The sequence below is a fragment of the Halobellus rufus genome, from assembly GCF_000739575.1.
In the GTDB taxonomy this organism is placed as follows: domain Archaea; phylum Halobacteriota; class Halobacteria; order Halobacteriales; family Haloferacaceae; genus Haloquadratum; species Haloquadratum rufum.
In genome coordinates, this window is record NZ_BBJO01000011.1 from 42,134 (window position 1) to 54,619 (window position 12,486).

Genomic DNA, 12,486 nt, shown 5'->3' on the forward strand with positions numbered 1-12,486 from the left:
TGCCCGCAGCTCCGCGACCGTGGATATTTGTCGATAGCCCACGACGTCGAGACAATGCGCGTCAGCGACATCGCCTCGACGACGGTCGTCACGGTCGACGTCGGGGCGTCGCTCGCGGAGGCCGTCGGGCGGATGCTCGACGCCGACGTCGGCAGCGCGGTCGTCACCGACGACGGCGCACCGGGCGGGATCGTCACCGAGAGCGACGTGCTCAGCGCGGCCTACCGGTCGGGCGAGCCGCTGTCGTCGATTCCGGTTCGCGCCGCCGCGAGCGCGCCGCTGCACACGATCGGTCCGTCGGCGACGGTTCGGCGTGCGGCCGAGAAGCTGGGCGAACACGACGTCCACAGGCTGGTTGTCGTGGACGGGCTCGACGTCGTGGGCGTCGTCTCGACGACCGATCTCATCCGCAACTACGCCGGGATCCGCGAGGACGAGCGGCGGCGCGCCGACGCCGAGCACGACTGGCTCACGCGGGAGAACATCTGGTAGGTATCACGGGGGATCGACCGCTTCGTTGAGTCGATCGAGTGCCCCCCGGTCGTAGGCATCTCGCCATCGCTGGAGGACCGCTCGGGTGACGAGTGGCAGCTCACCGACCGCGATACAAGACGGTTCGACCGGACGGCTCGGCGCATCCGGCGGCGAGTGGAAGTGTCGGGACGGAGCGTCGGGTTTCGGGTGGTGATCGAACCGGAAGTTCCGCCCGAGATCGTCCGAGTAATGAAAGGCGTAGTACCCGGTGAGGCTCCATCGAACGTCGAACCGGGCAGTCGATGCGTCACCGATTCCATCGGAAAACCCGACCGAGAGCGTCTGTGGGTTCAGCGAGTCGTCCAATGCAGCGCGTTCGACGAGCGGTTCAGCGGTCGTGAACAGATCCCTGATCTCACGCAGCGCGCCGGCGTCAATCGGGCCAAACACTTCAGAACGGGACGCGTCGTCCTCGCTCATACGACGGCAGAGGAATCAGCATCGGAATCGTCGCTGTCGGCACCTGAGAGTCGGCCGCGCTGCGTCGCCTCGTCGATCGCAAGTGCAGCCTGCGCGAGAGAGAGGTTCCGCCGCGTCGTCTGCCATTCCGAGAGCACCTGCCCGGTCTCTGTATCCGCGTCGTCGACACCGAGTGCTCGTGCGAACGCCTCCGGGCTCTCGACATCGTACTCTTCGCGCCACGATCTGATCTGCGCCTTCATCTCCGCGATTGCACTCGCGAGTTCGTCGGTGCTGTGCTCGCTGAGGAGTGCCTCGGCGTGTTCGGTGACGATTGCCGTCTCGGAACGACGGTACCGGGTCGCAGTCTCGGTCTCGTCAGTTGCCACTGCGCCCGTATCGACCAGCCCGCGAAGGTGTTTTCGCGCCGTCGTCGGTGAGACTCGCGCGCGCTCGGCGATCTCGGAGGCGGACTGGGGATCGTACGTTCGACGAATGACGGCGTGCACCCGCTCGAACGGCGTCGTTTCTGCGACCCAATCCTCGAGGACCACATCGTTCAGTTCACCGGCCTCCGCTCCGGAATCAGTCATAGTGAAACAGAATCTTCGACAATATATTAATGTATGGGCCAGCATTCTGATTCTCTCCGATCGAGAACGTTCGGAACCGTCATCACCGTCGATCCGCTACGATTCATCGAAAAATGGGACGCTCTCCACGACCTTCGCGGTCGTTGTCGACGCGACGCGCGTTTCTCGGCGGGCTCGCGGGCGCGGGGCTCGTCGGCACCGCCGGCTGTCTCCAGACGCTCGGCTTCCAGCGGGAGTCCGCGTGGCGCGATCCGATTCTCGTCGACGACCGGCCGCACGCCGTCTACGTCCCCGCGGTGACGGAAGGAATGGGGTTGTACGGGCGGACGACCGCGGGGCGGTACGGCGTCGCGCTCACGTACTCGTACCCGCACCGCTTCTGGACGCTCACCGGCAGCGAGACGTCGAAGACGGTCGTCGAGGCCGACGACGACGTTCACCTGATGGCGTCGCTGTGGGACACCGAGACCGGGATGGCGCTACCGATCGATTCGGGCCTGACGATCGAAATTCGCGACGACGAGGGGACCGTTACCCAGGAGGTCGCCTACCCGATGCTCTCTCAGCAGATGGGGATGCACTACGGCGACAACTACGCGCTCTCTGGTGAGGGCGAGTACGAGGCGCACGTCAGCATCGGCGGCGTCTCGGTCCGGCGCACGGGTGGCTTCGCGGACGCCTTCGAGTCGCCGGAGACCGCGGTGATCCCCTTCGAGTTCGACCCCGGCGACGTCTCGGCGATCGAGATCTCAGAGCCGGAGACCGCGGGCGAGCGCGACGCGATTCCCCCGATGGAGATGGGCGACGTCCCGGTCGGCCGCGCCCCCGACGTCGACTCGTTGCCGGGTCGACACCTGGGGCGCGCGACCGTCGGCGACGTCGTCCTCGAATCGTTCGTCGCCGCCGACGAGCGCGGGCGATTCGGCGCATCCCCGTACATCTACGTGTCCGCGCGGACGCCGCACAACGGCGTCGTGCTCCCGATGATGGGGCTGGAGGCGACGGTGACGCGCGACGGCGAGACGATCTTCGAGAGACAGTTGGCGTCGACGCTGGATCCTGAGATCGGCTATCACTACGGCGCGCCCGGCTTCGACGGCGAGCTTCGGGCGGGCGACGAGGTGACGCTGTCGGTCACGACGCCGCCACAGATCGCCCGCCACGACGGCTACGAGACCGCGTTCTTCGAGTTGGGCGAGGCGTCAGTTCGCGTGTCGTAGCTCTCTGTGCGTGACCCCTGGATCGAAATCCATTAGGAAAGCACGTCTTACCCCCATTTTCGCGGTCTATACCCTTGTCACGCCAGCGACTGGTTCCACCTATGTACGACCACGTCCTCCTGCCGACCGACGGCAGCGACGGCACCGAGCGGGTCGCGGAGAACGCGATCCACCTCGCGCGGGAGAACGGCGCGACCCTGCACGTCCTTCACGTCGTCGACACCGACGTCCTGCCGGTAGATCCCCACAGCCGACGACTCGCCGACGAACTGGAAGCCGCGGGGCGGGCATCGATGGCGGCGATCCACGACCGGGCCGCGGAGGCGGGCGTCTACTGCGTCGAAGCGCTCCGGTACGGGAGCCCCGCCGACGAAATCCTGACGTACGCCGACGAGTACGATGTCGACGTCGTCGTGATCGGGACGCACGGGCGACACGGCGTCCGTCGGGCGCTCATCGGGAGCGTCACCGAGCGCGTCGTCCGGTTCTCCGAGGTGCCGGTGTTGACGGTCCGGACGCTGCCGATCGACGCCGAGTGACCGGCGGCGACAAGGACTGCCTATCGTTCGAGTTGGTCGGGCTACCCGTGCACATCGAGTCTGCCCGGCACGCGTCGGCGGTTCCGGGGTTGGACGAACGCGACGTAATGCCGTCTTACGCGTGCGTGAGCGGAGCGGTGGACATCCCATTCGCGTGAATCCCGTCTATTACAATTACGCTCTCGGTGGTCCCCTCGCCTATGGCACGCACGATGCCACAGACGGCACAAGAATGGGTTGCGTGGCTGAGCCCCGGGATGATGATCCTCGTCGGTGCGGTCCTGTTTTTCATCCCCGCGCCGCCGACCTCGCTGGTCGGAATCGTTCTGATCATCGCGGGCGCGGTCCTCTGGCTCGTCGACTACTTCAGCGGTGACGAGCCCGACGAGCGCGAGACGATGCGCGGCGGAATGGAGGGCGAGGACGTCGAAGTCGACGTGTAGCGAGGTCGGTCGTCGCGGGGTCACTCGCGGTCGCGCGAACGCATTGACTCCCCGCCTTCGACGAGGTTGCCGAGGAGTCGGTCGCCGAATAGGAGCACGAGGGCCGCGCCGAGGAGGTTGAACGCGAGATCGAGGAGGGTGTCGCGCCGGCTGTAGACCACGAGGATCGGCTCGACACCGAGGCGCTCCGCGACCGCGTGGATCGCGTACTCGAGCGCCTCCCAGAGGAGGCCGCCACCGACGATGACGCCGAGAACCGAGGAGCGTGGGTCGCGACTGCGACGCTCGGCCGCCACGAAGGTGATCCCCCCGAGGATGCTCGCCGAGAGCGTGTGCGTGAGGTGATCCCACCACGGCACGTCGTCGTACGGACCGAGCATCCCCACCGCGTGCGTGACCATCGCGAGGTCCACGTACGCGCGTTGCCAGGGCCGACACTCGACGTCGGCGACGCGCTCGGCGACCGCGGGGAGGTGCGTCCCGGCGAACGCGAGGATCGCGTTCACGACCGCGCCGGGGTTTCGATCGCGGATCCCGACGAGGAACACCGCGAGGAGGATCTGTCTGCTCGGGCGGTCGACGTCTCCGTCTGTGAGTGGCCACACGATCGTTCACCGAGTCCTAGAGGAGGAGAGTTGCGATCGGAAAAATAGGTTGTGCTCGTTCTTGGAGACGCTGCATCTCTCTCGGAAGGTCGAATTCTCATAATCGGCGCTTTCGACCGCAAGAGTGTATTCAAACACCCATACAAGGAAAATAGGACGGACACCACACTCACGGTTGGGGAAATCGAGCAGGCCAAAGAGACGTCGAAAGCGCCGAAAACGTGGGATCGCAGTCTCGGCATCTACTCCAGATTTAACCTCAAGTACATCGGTGAAATTCTCATAACCGGTTCCAGTGATGCGATTTCCAAACTGGAAATGAGGTATGGGGAACGGAAATACGCACGGACAGACCGGTTCTCGCTCCAAGAAAGAGCGGATACTCTCCAGAACCGATATCAAGAATATCGACGGTACTGATCTTCTCTAGCGCTAGTACCAGTCCCCCGATCGCCTTACGAGCCCATCCTCAACACAATCTTTGAGATAGATACCGATGTCATCGATGATACAGAATCCCCCCACATTCTGATTTACACCCGTTCTTGCGGAGTTCAGAGCCGATTATGACCATCTGCGATCGAGAACTAGGGATCGAAGATCTAGCCAGATAACTGTTCAAAACAAAAGAGATCTATCTCGATTTGCACATTTGTATGTCGAAATTTTCGTCGCTTAAGGATCTCTCCCGACCTCGGCGACGTGCTGTCGGTGCGCGGTCGACATCCCGACGCTCTGAGCCGCCTCGAATTGGTCGTTGACAATCGCGTTCTACTGTGGCCCCCACGTCTCCGGCGGTTCCGACTCGTGGTATACTCGATCCAGCGCTTGATCGCGTTGATACGCTGCTCGCGGTTTCGTTCGGGCTTCCAGTCAAGCGTTCACGCGCGTTTGCGTCGCTTATATTCTTCTCCCCACGTGGTCGCGTTGCCCACGATTCGACTGAGTGATCATCAGAAAGCGCGCAAAACGAAACCAACTGTTGAGAAGTGCCCGGGGTGGGCTCCATACCTGAGGTTTACATTCCCAACACTCGTGGAACGGTAGTAATGACCGATTACCCCGAACAGAGCATCATTCGGCTTCGCGAGCGCCTCGAGGATTCCAAGGAGATCGCCGACGAGGATGCCGACGTCCTCCGTCGCTTCTCCGACGAGCTGCGGATCCTCGGGGCCTCGAAATACTCCGACTGGGCCCACGAGAAGTATCTGATGCGGCTCGTCGCGATCGCCGAAGGTGTGGGCGGACTCGCCGACGCCCTCTCCGAGGAAGACGCCGCCCGCTCGATCGTCGCGTGGATCAACGCCGAGAAGAACGACTCCCCCGAGACCAACAAGGACTATCGTGTCACCCTCCGGCAGCTCGGGTTCGTTCTCGGCGACGGTGGCGACGACGAGCTCCCCGAGAGCCTCGCGTGGGTTCCTGGCGGGTATCCGAGCAACTACGACCCCGCACCCGATCCCGCCGAACTCGTCACGTGGGAGGAGGACGTCGTCCCGATGATCGAGTCCTGCTACAACGCTCGCGATAAGGCCGTCATCGCGCTCGCGTTCGACCTGGGCCCACGCCCGCACGAGTTGTACAACCTCACCGTCGGCGCGATCGCCGACCACAAGTACGGCCTGCAGGTCACCGTCGACGGAAAGACGGGGCGGCGCTCGCCCGTGCTCGTGCCCTCGGTCTCGTACGTCTCTCGGTGGCTCGACGAACACCCCGGCGGAGCGAGGATCCGTTCATCTCGAAGCTCAACAGCCCCGAGGGCGTCTCGAACAACTACGTTCGCGACCTCTTCAAGGAGGCCGGCGACCGTGCTGACGTCCGAAAACCCGTCACGCCCCGATACTTCCGGAAGGCCTCGGCCTCGCATCTCGCCTCGAAGGGCGTCTCCCAGGCCCACATCGAGGACCATCACGGGTGGACGCGCGGCTCGGACATCGCCGCTCGCTACGTCGCCGTCTTCGGCGATGCGAACGATCGCGAGATCGCCGCCGCCCACGGCATCGACGTCGGCGAGGACGAGTCCGAACCGACCGCGCCTGTCCCCTGTCCGCGCTGCGGGACCGACGTCCCGCGACACAAGGACTTCTGCCCCGACTGTAAGCAGTCGATGGACACCGAGGCGACCGCGCTCTTGGAATCGCTGACTTCGGTTCTCGATGGACTCCTCGAGGAAGAGGACGATGCAGAGGCCCGGGGGAAACTCATCCGCGCTCGTCAGAAGTTTGACTCTCGCCCCGACGAGTTCTCGAAGGCGGAGATGCATCAGTTGCTTTCCTCCCTCAACAACTGAGCTGCCAGCTCGAACACACGCCCCTCCTCGCGGTCGTCGTATCGGTCCGCGAGTTGTTCGAACAGCTCGATATCGCCCTCTCGCTCGGCATCGGGCGTCGGTTCGTCTCCGCTACGGGCTTGTGTTTCGCTCATAGGTAGTCTCCATAAACCGCATTTCGCTTTGTAGAAGCGTGCTCAGCGGGCTCTACCTCCGGGAGTTCGACGTCGGCGTCGGCTGCAGGGATGACGGTCTTGATGACGCCGAGCCGGGCGATCACGACGACCGCCGCGGGATCGTGCAGCCGGGCGGCGACCTCGTCGCCATCGGAGTAACTGATGGGCACGGCTTCGCGCCACGCCACACGGATGGGGTAGTTCTCCCAGCCGCTGCGACAGCGACGATCCCACTGCCGACCAACGTGTGAACGGCCGGGGTAGTGCTCGTCGTGGACGCGGAGGCCGTCTTGGTGGGCCCACGCGCTCGCCGAGAAGGGACTCTCGTAGTCGTCGGCCTGCCGGGCGGCCATCACAGTGCACCTCCGTAGACGCCGATCGCGAAGAGCGCGAGCCCGATGGCGGTGCCGGCGTAGACGATCCACGGGTGGACGTTGCCCTGGGCGCGATCGCCCACAGGCGGGGCGTCCTCGAGCGTTGGAACGTCGTAATACTCACAGCGACCACACGGCCGGAAGCGATCCGGGAGCTCCCCGACCGTCGTCGGCTGCGGCGTGGTAGACTCGCCGACCGGGCGGCCAGTCTGAAAGGCGATGCACTCAGTGGTGCGATGGTAGACTGGCTTGTCGCTGCCGTCGGCGACCCACACCTCGGTCTCGGGAGCGGGCTCACGCATCGCGACCACCTCGGGGGCGGGTCTGGGGCCACTCCATCCGGTAGAGTCGCAGCAGCGTTTGGATCAACATCCGACCGGGCGCGTTCGTCCCGGTCTCGACGTTCCGGACGGTGGTCGCCTCGTAGGGGATGCGCTCGGCAACGTCCTCGACGGAAAGCCCACACGTCTTCCGGAGCGCCCGGAGCTCGGTGCCGCTCGGAATCCGGAAGTCGTGGACGCTGACGTCTGCGGTCGTGTCGACATCTCCGCGAGCGGCGTGGATGTGGCGCTCGATCGCGTCGAGGTGGTGTTCGACTTCGTCCCCAAGACTATCAGACACGGACGTCCACCTCCTCGGGGACGCCAGCGACGTGCCAATGCAACTGGATCAGCAGCGCGCCGAGGTCGTCGAGTTCGTCCTGGATCCGAGCGCGGTCACCGCCCTCGTCACGGCTCTCCAGGTACGCCTGCGTGAGTTCTCCGAGTTCCTCTGTCGCCGCGAGGAGGAGCGTCGGCTTCGACTGCCAGCCCCACTCCTGGACGTTCTCCTCTGCCTTCCGGCGCCACTCGTCGAACGGGCGCGGGAGATCACTCGGCATCGTCCACCTCCACGCCGACCGTCTCCTGATGCGGCGTGAAACAGTGGCCGCACGCGAGGGCGTTCCGTCGCCGATCATCCTCAGGTCGCGCCGACGCCTCGTAGACGAACAGGTAGACGGCGTCGTTGTCGCACGGCGAAGGACGGTCGTCTCCCCCGTCGACCGACCACATCTGACACGTGTGGCCCTCAGGTGCAGCTACCGACTGTAGGATCGTCGGCTCGGGGTAGTCGTTGCTGCTCACGCCGACTCACCCCCGTTGCCGCCGATTACGGGACTCCACGACTTGTGGAAGTGGATCGTTGCTGTCTTCGCGCCAGTGCGCTCGACTGAGCCGCCGTCCATCTTCTCCTCGCGCTCGAATCGGTTCTCCCACCAACGTTCGATCACCTCGGCGGTCGCCGGGCCGATCCCGTCGTGATCGGTCAGCGACTGGTCCGACTCGACGGCGTCGACGAGCTGCCCGACCGTCACGAACGCGTCCTCGATGCGGCTGGCGACCTGCGGCTTACACTGCATCCGCATCTGGATACCGCGCTGTCTCAGGAAGATCGGATCCTGTTCGACGCCTCCTGCGGGTCTCGAATCTCCGTTTTCTGACATCACAGCACCTCCTGCTCGTCTTCGCGCCGATCGGCGAGACGATCGATCCGCTCGGAGACCTCTCGGAGGTCGTCAGCGTCGAGACCGGGGTAGCGCCCGACCAACTCGCGGAGGTCGCCACGGAACTCGTCGAGGCTCACGACTCAACTCCCTCCATTCCACCGTCGGCTTCGCGGTACTTGTCGCGGCACACGGGACACAGCGGGCCGTCGACCGGCGCGATCGCCAGCGGCTCGAGGTCGTCGGACTCCCGGCCGCAGCCTGAACACACGCCGTCGTCGGTAAGCTCGGTCTGGGCATCGGCCTCGCCGCTACCGTGAACCGAGTGCGGCCAGATCACATCCGAGACCCACCGGGCGAAGACGTCGGTCCCGACCTCGGAGTACAGTGCGACGTACCCAGAGGCCGACACCGTCGCGTGGATCCGGTGGCCGTCCCACCGGTACCGAATCGCAATCTGTGAGAGCCCCGACTCGGGGATCCCGCCGGCCGATCGCGGGGCTTCGTCGCCCCACAGTGCCGCGGCAGCGTCGCGACCGTCCTCATCTTCGTCCTCGCTCGTGACGACGCCCTCGACGATCGCGTCGGTCGGCAGCGTGTCGACGATGCCGGACAGATCCAGTTCGGTGCGCTGGGGGACACAGCTCACTTGATCGAGGAGAACCGTTTCGAGCAGCTTCGCGCCATCGCAGGCGTCGACGCCCGTCCACCCGGTCTCGAGGTCCGCAACGAACTCCGTGACGACCGGGCGCTCCGTCTCGTCGGTCTCGACGGTGAGGCTCCGGTTTTCGGGGTCGGCATCGGTGTAGAAGTTCGGCTCCTCGTCGAGGATGTAGCCCGCGAGCGTCCCCGAGTAGACCGTCCGCCCGTCGAGGTACTCGGTCGCCTCGACGTCGGCGTAGGGGCGGCGCTCGAGCTCGGAGGTGAGCGTGCCGTCCGAGTCAGGGCCCGCGGTCGGGTCGCCGCCGAGGTCGTGGAGAATCGCGGCGTGCATCACGCTGCACCTCCCACGGAGTCGGGCTGCAGGTGCGGCGGCAGATCCGACAGATCGGCGGCATCGACGCCAGTCATCACGAGCCGGTTCTCGTTGTCGAACCCGCAGAAGTGACACCCGAACTCGACGATGAGGTGGTAGTCCTCGCCGTCGTAGTCGGCCGTCTCTTCAACGGCGGCGTTGGGATTCGGTCGGTCGCAGTTCCGACACGTCAGCAGTCCTTCTACGCCTTGCGTGCCGACGTCGTCCGCCTCCGGATCGATCTCATCGAAAGTCTCCTGGCCCTGGCAGTCGTCCTTCTCGTGGAGTCGCAGGCGGGTGAGCGTCTCGAACGTCTCACCGCACCCGTCGCACACGTGGGCCATCACCGCACCTCCCTGAGCGAGACCAGATCACTGCGGTCGGCCGAGAGCCACTCGGTCGAGATCTCGTAGCCGAACAGTTGTGCGCGGGCGATCGTCGCCGGCTCACAGAACAGCGGTCGGCCGCCGAGGATGGCGAGCGGTGCGAGGCCCTGCGGTCGCGAGGGCTCGGCCTCGTCGAACGCCTGAACGATGTTCTCGGTGGCGTCGCCGGCTGGTGCGGCGGACATTACGCCTCACCTCCGACAGGAGGGCGTGAGTCGGGTGACTGGACTTTGTTCCAGTAGTCGTCGATCGCTTCTCCGAGGTCGTCGTCGTCGATGCCGAGGTGGTAGTCGCAGGTACGGCAGATCTTCGGTTCGCCACGCGTCTGCCCCCACGACTGTGCCCCGCATTCCGGGCATTCCGGTGCTTCGGCATCGACGCGACTCGTCATCTCGTTCCAGAGATCATTCCGCCGGTCGAAGAGCGCCTGTTCGACCTCTGCATCCGTGATGCTCCGATACGTCGCATCGACGACGTCCTCCCACTCATCGATCAGCTCGTAGTCCTCCATCTCCACCGGCTCGCGGTCGGTGATAACTTGGAGGGGACTCCCGTCTGCCATCAGTCGGTCACCTCGAAACCGAGGCCGGCTGCCGTCTCCGGCACGTCGAACTCATCGGGCGTTTCCTCCGGGAGCGTCTCAGCGATATCGCCGACGTCCTCGGGCGTCGTGTCCTGGTACCGAAGCGTTGGTCGCACGGCGTCGAGGTGATCCGCGCCGGCACCGAGCACTCGCTCGCCGTATCGCGTCAGCGCGTACCCGTTGGTGCGCTTGTCGATCTCGCTCTTGTCGATGAGGCCATCCTCGACGAGTTCGTCGAGGTTGGGATAGAGACGGCCGTGGTTGATCTCTTCGCCGTACCAGTTCTCGAGGCGGCCCTTGATCGCGAGGCCGTACGGGGTTCCAGTCTCAAAGGCGATTGCTTTGAGGATGTCGCGCTGAAAGGCGGTCAGTCCGGTCCACGCGCGCCGTGGGCGTAGTTGCGTTGCTGTACTCGGGTCGTCGTCAGTGGGGTCATTCTTATGCCCCTGCTTGCCTGATTGCGTCATGGGTCGGTTCAAAACCCTGGGTAGGGTTCGACCCAGCCCGTCGTGGCTCCAACACGGCGGGTTTCTGCGCCCGCAAGGGCCGGGTCACTTGTCCCTTAGTTATACACTTACTAATAGCTTGCTAACGGAATACAATCATATTCTAACTGTATGCCGGTAGTTTCAAACGTAGTGCGTTCGTATGTTGATCCATCGGTACACATATGGCTACTACCGCCGCTTCTGTGGACGTGCGACGCGATCGTGCGGAGTGGATGCGCCCCATCGACGACGAGATCTTGGAGACGATCTACGACGAGGGGAATCTGACTCCGCAGGCTGTCGAGAACCTCGGCGTCTGTAGCCGTAGCCACGCCAGCGTCCGGCTGTCGCAGCTTCGGAAGTACGGACTGGTCGCCCGCGTTGCTGACACTGAAGGGCTCTACCGCCTTACCGACGAGGGGCGAGCATTTCTTAACGGGGAACTCGACGCCTCGACATTGAATGCGACTGAGTAGGCTCACGTTTCTGTAACCTCCACGGTCTCGATGTCGGTCGCGGCCCTCCCGATCGATTCGAGTAGATCGGCCGTTTGTTCGTAGTCGACCGGGATCTCCTGCCACGCGTCGCCGTCGGCGTTGAAACACAGCACGGTGACATCGGGCGGGCTGCCCTCGTCTCGAGAGCCGTTGTCCCACACGGCGAGTCCGTGGCCGTCGCGATTCTCGAAGACGATCTCGACGTGCGGGTTCTCGTGGACGTCCATATTGGTGACTGACAGTACCATCGTCAGGCCCTCGCGAGTCGCGACATCACGTCCTCGACGTAGGCGGGGACCTCGACGTCCGCCAGCTCGTCGTGACGATTCCACGACGTCACCACGTCGTAGTCGTTCCCCGTACTGTTCACGTCCAGGCGGAACCGCGGGCCGTCGACGACGTCGATCTCGACACGGGAGCCACCACCATCGAGCGGATTGAGTACGTCGACGGCGACCTCGTCACCCGTGTACACTTCGATTGTCTCTGCCATTGCACTCTCCACCGAGGGCCGAGTGGAGCATAAAAAGGGGCGCAGATTCCGGGTACGTCAGCGATGTGATGAAATCTTACCGCGGTTAGAGCTACGAATCGTTGTTCTCCTCGCTACTGTCTTCTTCGTCTGGTGGCCCCTCCTCGTCATATACACTTTCAAAAATCTTGGCGATGTCTGAGACTCGCTCGATGTCGGAACCTATCTCCATTTCATACTCTTGCCCGAACACATCGGCGACGCGCAGTGCAGAAATATACGCTTCAGAAAGCTGCTCAATATTCCGGTCGGAATCGATGGATGTTACTTCAATCCCATCGACGTTGCTATCCACTTCGGCGACGCGTTGGATAATGTAACCGACGATTCGCTCTTCGGAAGCAGATTGT

General features: G+C 64.2%; 26 protein-coding genes. 6 read left to right on the plus strand and 20 right to left on the minus strand.

All coding sequences use genetic code 11. The features are described from left to right. Positions 1-54: 54 nt before the first annotated feature. The gene (locus ACP99_RS05965; protein ID WP_049985716.1) at positions 55-492 is read left to right on the plus strand and encodes a CBS domain-containing protein; all 438 of its coding nucleotides are present in this window, start codon (positions 55-57) and stop codon (positions 490-492) included. 3 nt (positions 493-495) lie between these two features. Here ACP99_RS05965 and ACP99_RS05970 read toward each other — a convergent pair whose 3' ends face one another. Beyond that, a complete protein-coding gene (locus ACP99_RS05970) occupies positions 496-954 on the minus strand; it encodes a hypothetical protein (RefSeq protein ID WP_049985717.1) in 459 nt (152 codons plus the stop codon). After that, complete coding sequence (locus tag ACP99_RS05975) at positions 951-1,526, minus strand: winged helix-turn-helix domain-containing protein (protein ID WP_231554223.1); 576 nt, start codon at positions 1,524-1,526, stop codon at positions 951-953. The genes ACP99_RS05970 and ACP99_RS05975 overlap by 4 nt, the downstream gene beginning before the upstream one ends. A 113-nt stretch (positions 1,527-1,639) precedes the next feature. On the opposite strand from ACP99_RS05975, the gene ACP99_RS05980 reads away from it, so the two are divergent. The 3 genes from ACP99_RS05980 (at position 1,640) to ACP99_RS05990 (ending at position 3,728) form a co-directional block, all read left to right on the plus strand. Then, positions 1,640-2,746 carry a DUF7350 domain-containing protein gene (locus ACP99_RS05980; RefSeq protein ID WP_049985718.1) on the plus strand — a complete coding sequence of 369 codons (1,107 nt, stop codon included), beginning with the start codon at positions 1,640-1,642 and terminating at the stop codon, positions 2,744-2,746. A 101-nt stretch (positions 2,747-2,847) separates the two neighbouring features. After that, positions 2,848-3,285, plus strand: a complete 438-nt coding sequence (locus ACP99_RS05985; RefSeq protein ID WP_049985719.1) for a universal stress protein — start codon at positions 2,848-2,850, stop codon at positions 3,283-3,285. A 200-nt stretch (positions 3,286-3,485) separates the two neighbouring features. Continuing rightward, positions 3,486-3,728, plus strand: coding sequence for a hypothetical protein (locus tag ACP99_RS05990; protein WP_156105610.1), 243 nt, complete (start codon positions 3,486-3,488; stop codon positions 3,726-3,728). A gap of 20 nt (positions 3,729-3,748) precedes the next feature. Here ACP99_RS05990 and ACP99_RS05995 read toward each other — a convergent pair whose 3' ends face one another. Together ACP99_RS05995 and ACP99_RS20415 are read right to left on the minus strand one after the other, a co-directional pair. After that, on the minus strand, positions 3,749-4,333 hold the full coding sequence (locus ACP99_RS05995; protein ID WP_231554224.1) for a hypothetical protein: 585 nt from the start codon (positions 4,331-4,333) through the stop codon (positions 3,749-3,751). Positions 4,334-5,286: 953 nt separating this feature from the next. Beyond that, positions 5,287-5,946 carry a hypothetical protein gene (locus ACP99_RS20415; RefSeq protein ID WP_049985723.1) on the minus strand — a complete coding sequence of 220 codons (660 nt, stop codon included), beginning with the start codon at positions 5,944-5,946 and terminating at the stop codon, positions 5,287-5,289. A gap of 83 nt (positions 5,947-6,029) precedes the next feature. On the opposite strand from ACP99_RS20415, the gene ACP99_RS20420 reads away from it, so the two are divergent. Beyond that, positions 6,030-6,623, plus strand: a complete 594-nt coding sequence (locus ACP99_RS20420; protein WP_049985724.1) for a site-specific integrase — start codon at positions 6,030-6,032, stop codon at positions 6,621-6,623. On the opposite strand, the gene ACP99_RS19870 is transcribed toward ACP99_RS20420, so the two are convergent. Genes ACP99_RS19870 through ACP99_RS21515 form a run of 13 tightly spaced genes read right to left on the minus strand, consistent with a single transcriptional unit; the run spans position 6,596 to position 11,086 of the window. Then, positions 6,596-6,757, minus strand: coding sequence for a hypothetical protein (locus ACP99_RS19870; protein ID WP_156105611.1), 162 nt, complete (start codon positions 6,755-6,757; stop codon positions 6,596-6,598). The genes ACP99_RS20420 and ACP99_RS19870 overlap by 28 nt on opposite strands. Then, positions 6,754-7,131, minus strand: coding sequence for a hypothetical protein (locus ACP99_RS06015; protein ID WP_049985725.1), 378 nt, complete (start codon positions 7,129-7,131; stop codon positions 6,754-6,756). Before ACP99_RS06015 ends, ACP99_RS19870 begins: the two co-directional genes overlap by 4 nt. After that, positions 7,131-7,454, minus strand: a complete 324-nt coding sequence (locus ACP99_RS06020; RefSeq protein ID WP_156105612.1) for a hypothetical protein — start codon at positions 7,452-7,454, stop codon at positions 7,131-7,133. Before ACP99_RS06020 ends, ACP99_RS06015 begins: the two co-directional genes overlap by 1 nt. After that, positions 7,447-7,773 carry a helix-turn-helix domain-containing protein gene (locus ACP99_RS06025; RefSeq protein WP_049985727.1) on the minus strand — a complete coding sequence of 109 codons (327 nt, stop codon included), beginning with the start codon at positions 7,771-7,773 and terminating at the stop codon, positions 7,447-7,449. The genes ACP99_RS06020 and ACP99_RS06025 overlap by 8 nt, the downstream gene beginning before the upstream one ends. Next, positions 7,766-8,032 carry a hypothetical protein gene (locus ACP99_RS06030; protein ID WP_049985728.1) on the minus strand — a complete coding sequence of 89 codons (267 nt, stop codon included), beginning with the start codon at positions 8,030-8,032 and terminating at the stop codon, positions 7,766-7,768. The genes ACP99_RS06025 and ACP99_RS06030 overlap by 8 nt, the downstream gene beginning before the upstream one ends. After that, positions 8,022-8,276 (minus strand): hypothetical protein, encoded by a 255-nt coding sequence (locus ACP99_RS06035; protein ID WP_156105613.1) that lies wholly within the window; start codon positions 8,274-8,276, stop codon positions 8,022-8,024. Before ACP99_RS06035 ends, ACP99_RS06030 begins: the two co-directional genes overlap by 11 nt. Further along, the gene (locus ACP99_RS06040) at positions 8,273-8,635 is read right to left on the minus strand and encodes a hypothetical protein (protein ID WP_049985730.1); all 363 of its coding nucleotides are present in this window, start codon (positions 8,633-8,635) and stop codon (positions 8,273-8,275) included. The genes ACP99_RS06035 and ACP99_RS06040 overlap by 4 nt, the downstream gene beginning before the upstream one ends. Then, on the minus strand, positions 8,635-8,775 hold the full coding sequence (locus ACP99_RS19875) for a hypothetical protein (protein ID WP_156105614.1): 141 nt from the start codon (positions 8,773-8,775) through the stop codon (positions 8,635-8,637). Before ACP99_RS19875 ends, ACP99_RS06040 begins: the two co-directional genes overlap by 1 nt. Then, on the minus strand, positions 8,772-9,629 hold the full coding sequence (locus tag ACP99_RS06045) for a hypothetical protein (RefSeq protein ID WP_049985731.1): 858 nt from the start codon (positions 9,627-9,629) through the stop codon (positions 8,772-8,774). The genes ACP99_RS19875 and ACP99_RS06045 overlap by 4 nt, the downstream gene beginning before the upstream one ends. After that, a complete protein-coding gene (locus tag ACP99_RS06050) occupies positions 9,629-9,994 on the minus strand; it encodes a hypothetical protein (RefSeq protein ID WP_049985732.1) in 366 nt (121 codons plus the stop codon). The genes ACP99_RS06045 and ACP99_RS06050 overlap by 1 nt, the downstream gene beginning before the upstream one ends. Further along, positions 9,994-10,221: a hypothetical protein gene (locus ACP99_RS06055; RefSeq protein ID WP_049985733.1), complete on the minus strand. Its 228-nt coding sequence runs from the start codon at positions 10,219-10,221 to the stop codon at positions 9,994-9,996. Before ACP99_RS06055 ends, ACP99_RS06050 begins: the two co-directional genes overlap by 1 nt. After that, on the minus strand, positions 10,221-10,598 hold the full coding sequence (locus ACP99_RS06060) for a hypothetical protein (RefSeq protein WP_049985734.1): 378 nt from the start codon (positions 10,596-10,598) through the stop codon (positions 10,221-10,223). The genes ACP99_RS06055 and ACP99_RS06060 overlap by 1 nt, the downstream gene beginning before the upstream one ends. Continuing rightward, positions 10,598-11,086 carry a PadR family transcriptional regulator gene (locus ACP99_RS21515; RefSeq protein WP_081927191.1) on the minus strand — a complete coding sequence of 163 codons (489 nt, stop codon included), beginning with the start codon at positions 11,084-11,086 and terminating at the stop codon, positions 10,598-10,600. Before ACP99_RS21515 ends, ACP99_RS06060 begins: the two co-directional genes overlap by 1 nt. Before the next feature lie 230 nt (positions 11,087-11,316). Here ACP99_RS21515 and ACP99_RS06070 point away from each other — a divergent pair, with 230 nt between their 5' ends. Then, a complete protein-coding gene (locus ACP99_RS06070) occupies positions 11,317-11,583 on the plus strand; it encodes a winged helix DNA-binding protein (RefSeq protein ID WP_231554225.1) in 267 nt (88 codons plus the stop codon). Between the two features lie 2 nt (positions 11,584-11,585). Here the strand turns inward: ACP99_RS06070 and ACP99_RS06075 are convergent, their stop codons facing one another. The 3 genes from ACP99_RS06075 to ACP99_RS20425 all read right to left on the minus strand — a co-directional run. Continuing rightward, positions 11,586-11,852 (minus strand): hypothetical protein, encoded by a 267-nt coding sequence (locus tag ACP99_RS06075; RefSeq protein WP_156105615.1) that lies wholly within the window; start codon positions 11,850-11,852, stop codon positions 11,586-11,588. A gap of 2 nt (positions 11,853-11,854) precedes the next feature. Continuing rightward, positions 11,855-12,097, minus strand: coding sequence for a hypothetical protein (locus ACP99_RS06080; protein ID WP_049985736.1), 243 nt, complete (start codon positions 12,095-12,097; stop codon positions 11,855-11,857). Between the two features lie 91 nt (positions 12,098-12,188). Continuing rightward, positions 12,189-12,486: hypothetical protein (locus ACP99_RS20425; RefSeq protein WP_049985737.1), on the minus strand; the 298-nt coding region annotated here is incomplete at its 5' end.

Coding starts and splice junctions, on each gene's coding strand:
- ACP99_RS05965 (WP_049985716.1), top strand. CDS start 55: ATGCGCGTCAGCGACATCGCCTCGACGACGGTCGTCACGGTCGACGTC.
- ACP99_RS05970 (WP_049985717.1), bottom strand. CDS start 954: ATGAGCGAGGACGACGCGTCCCGTTCTGAAGTGTTTGGCCCGATTGAC.
- ACP99_RS05975 (WP_231554223.1), bottom strand. CDS start 1,526: ATGACTGATTCCGGAGCGGAGGCCGGTGAACTGAACGATGTGGTCCTC.
- ACP99_RS05980 (WP_049985718.1), top strand. CDS start 1,640: ATGGGACGCTCTCCACGACCTTCGCGGTCGTTGTCGACGCGACGCGCG.
- ACP99_RS05985 (WP_049985719.1), top strand. CDS start 2,848: ATGTACGACCACGTCCTCCTGCCGACCGACGGCAGCGACGGCACCGAG.
- ACP99_RS05990 (WP_156105610.1), top strand. CDS start 3,486: ATGGCACGCACGATGCCACAGACGGCACAAGAATGGGTTGCGTGGCTG.
- ACP99_RS19870 (WP_156105611.1), bottom strand. CDS start 6,757: ATGAGCGAAACACAAGCCCGTAGCGGAGACGAACCGACGCCCGATGCC.
- ACP99_RS06015 (WP_049985725.1), bottom strand. CDS start 7,131: ATGGCCGCCCGGCAGGCCGACGACTACGAGAGTCCCTTCTCGGCGAGC.
- ACP99_RS06020 (WP_156105612.1), bottom strand. CDS start 7,454: ATGCGTGAGCCCGCTCCCGAGACCGAGGTGTGGGTCGCCGACGGCAGC.
- ACP99_RS06030 (WP_049985728.1), bottom strand. CDS start 8,032: ATGCCGAGTGATCTCCCGCGCCCGTTCGACGAGTGGCGCCGGAAGGCA.
- ACP99_RS06040 (WP_049985730.1), bottom strand. CDS start 8,635: ATGTCAGAAAACGGAGATTCGAGACCCGCAGGAGGCGTCGAACAGGAT.
- ACP99_RS06045 (WP_049985731.1), bottom strand. CDS start 9,629: ATGCACGCCGCGATTCTCCACGACCTCGGCGGCGACCCGACCGCGGGC.
- ACP99_RS06050 (WP_049985732.1), bottom strand. CDS start 9,994: ATGGCCCACGTGTGCGACGGGTGCGGTGAGACGTTCGAGACGCTCACC.
- ACP99_RS06055 (WP_049985733.1), bottom strand. CDS start 10,221: ATGTCCGCCGCACCAGCCGGCGACGCCACCGAGAACATCGTTCAGGCG.
- ACP99_RS06060 (WP_049985734.1), bottom strand. CDS start 10,598: ATGGCAGACGGGAGTCCCCTCCAAGTTATCACCGACCGCGAGCCGGTG.
- ACP99_RS21515 (WP_081927191.1), bottom strand. CDS start 11,086: ATGACGCAATCAGGCAAGCAGGGGCATAAGAATGACCCCACTGACGAC.
- ACP99_RS06075 (WP_156105615.1), bottom strand. CDS start 11,852: ATGGTACTGTCAGTCACCAATATGGACGTCCACGAGAACCCGCACGTC.
- ACP99_RS06080 (WP_049985736.1), bottom strand. CDS start 12,097: ATGGCAGAGACAATCGAAGTGTACACGGGTGACGAGGTCGCCGTCGAC.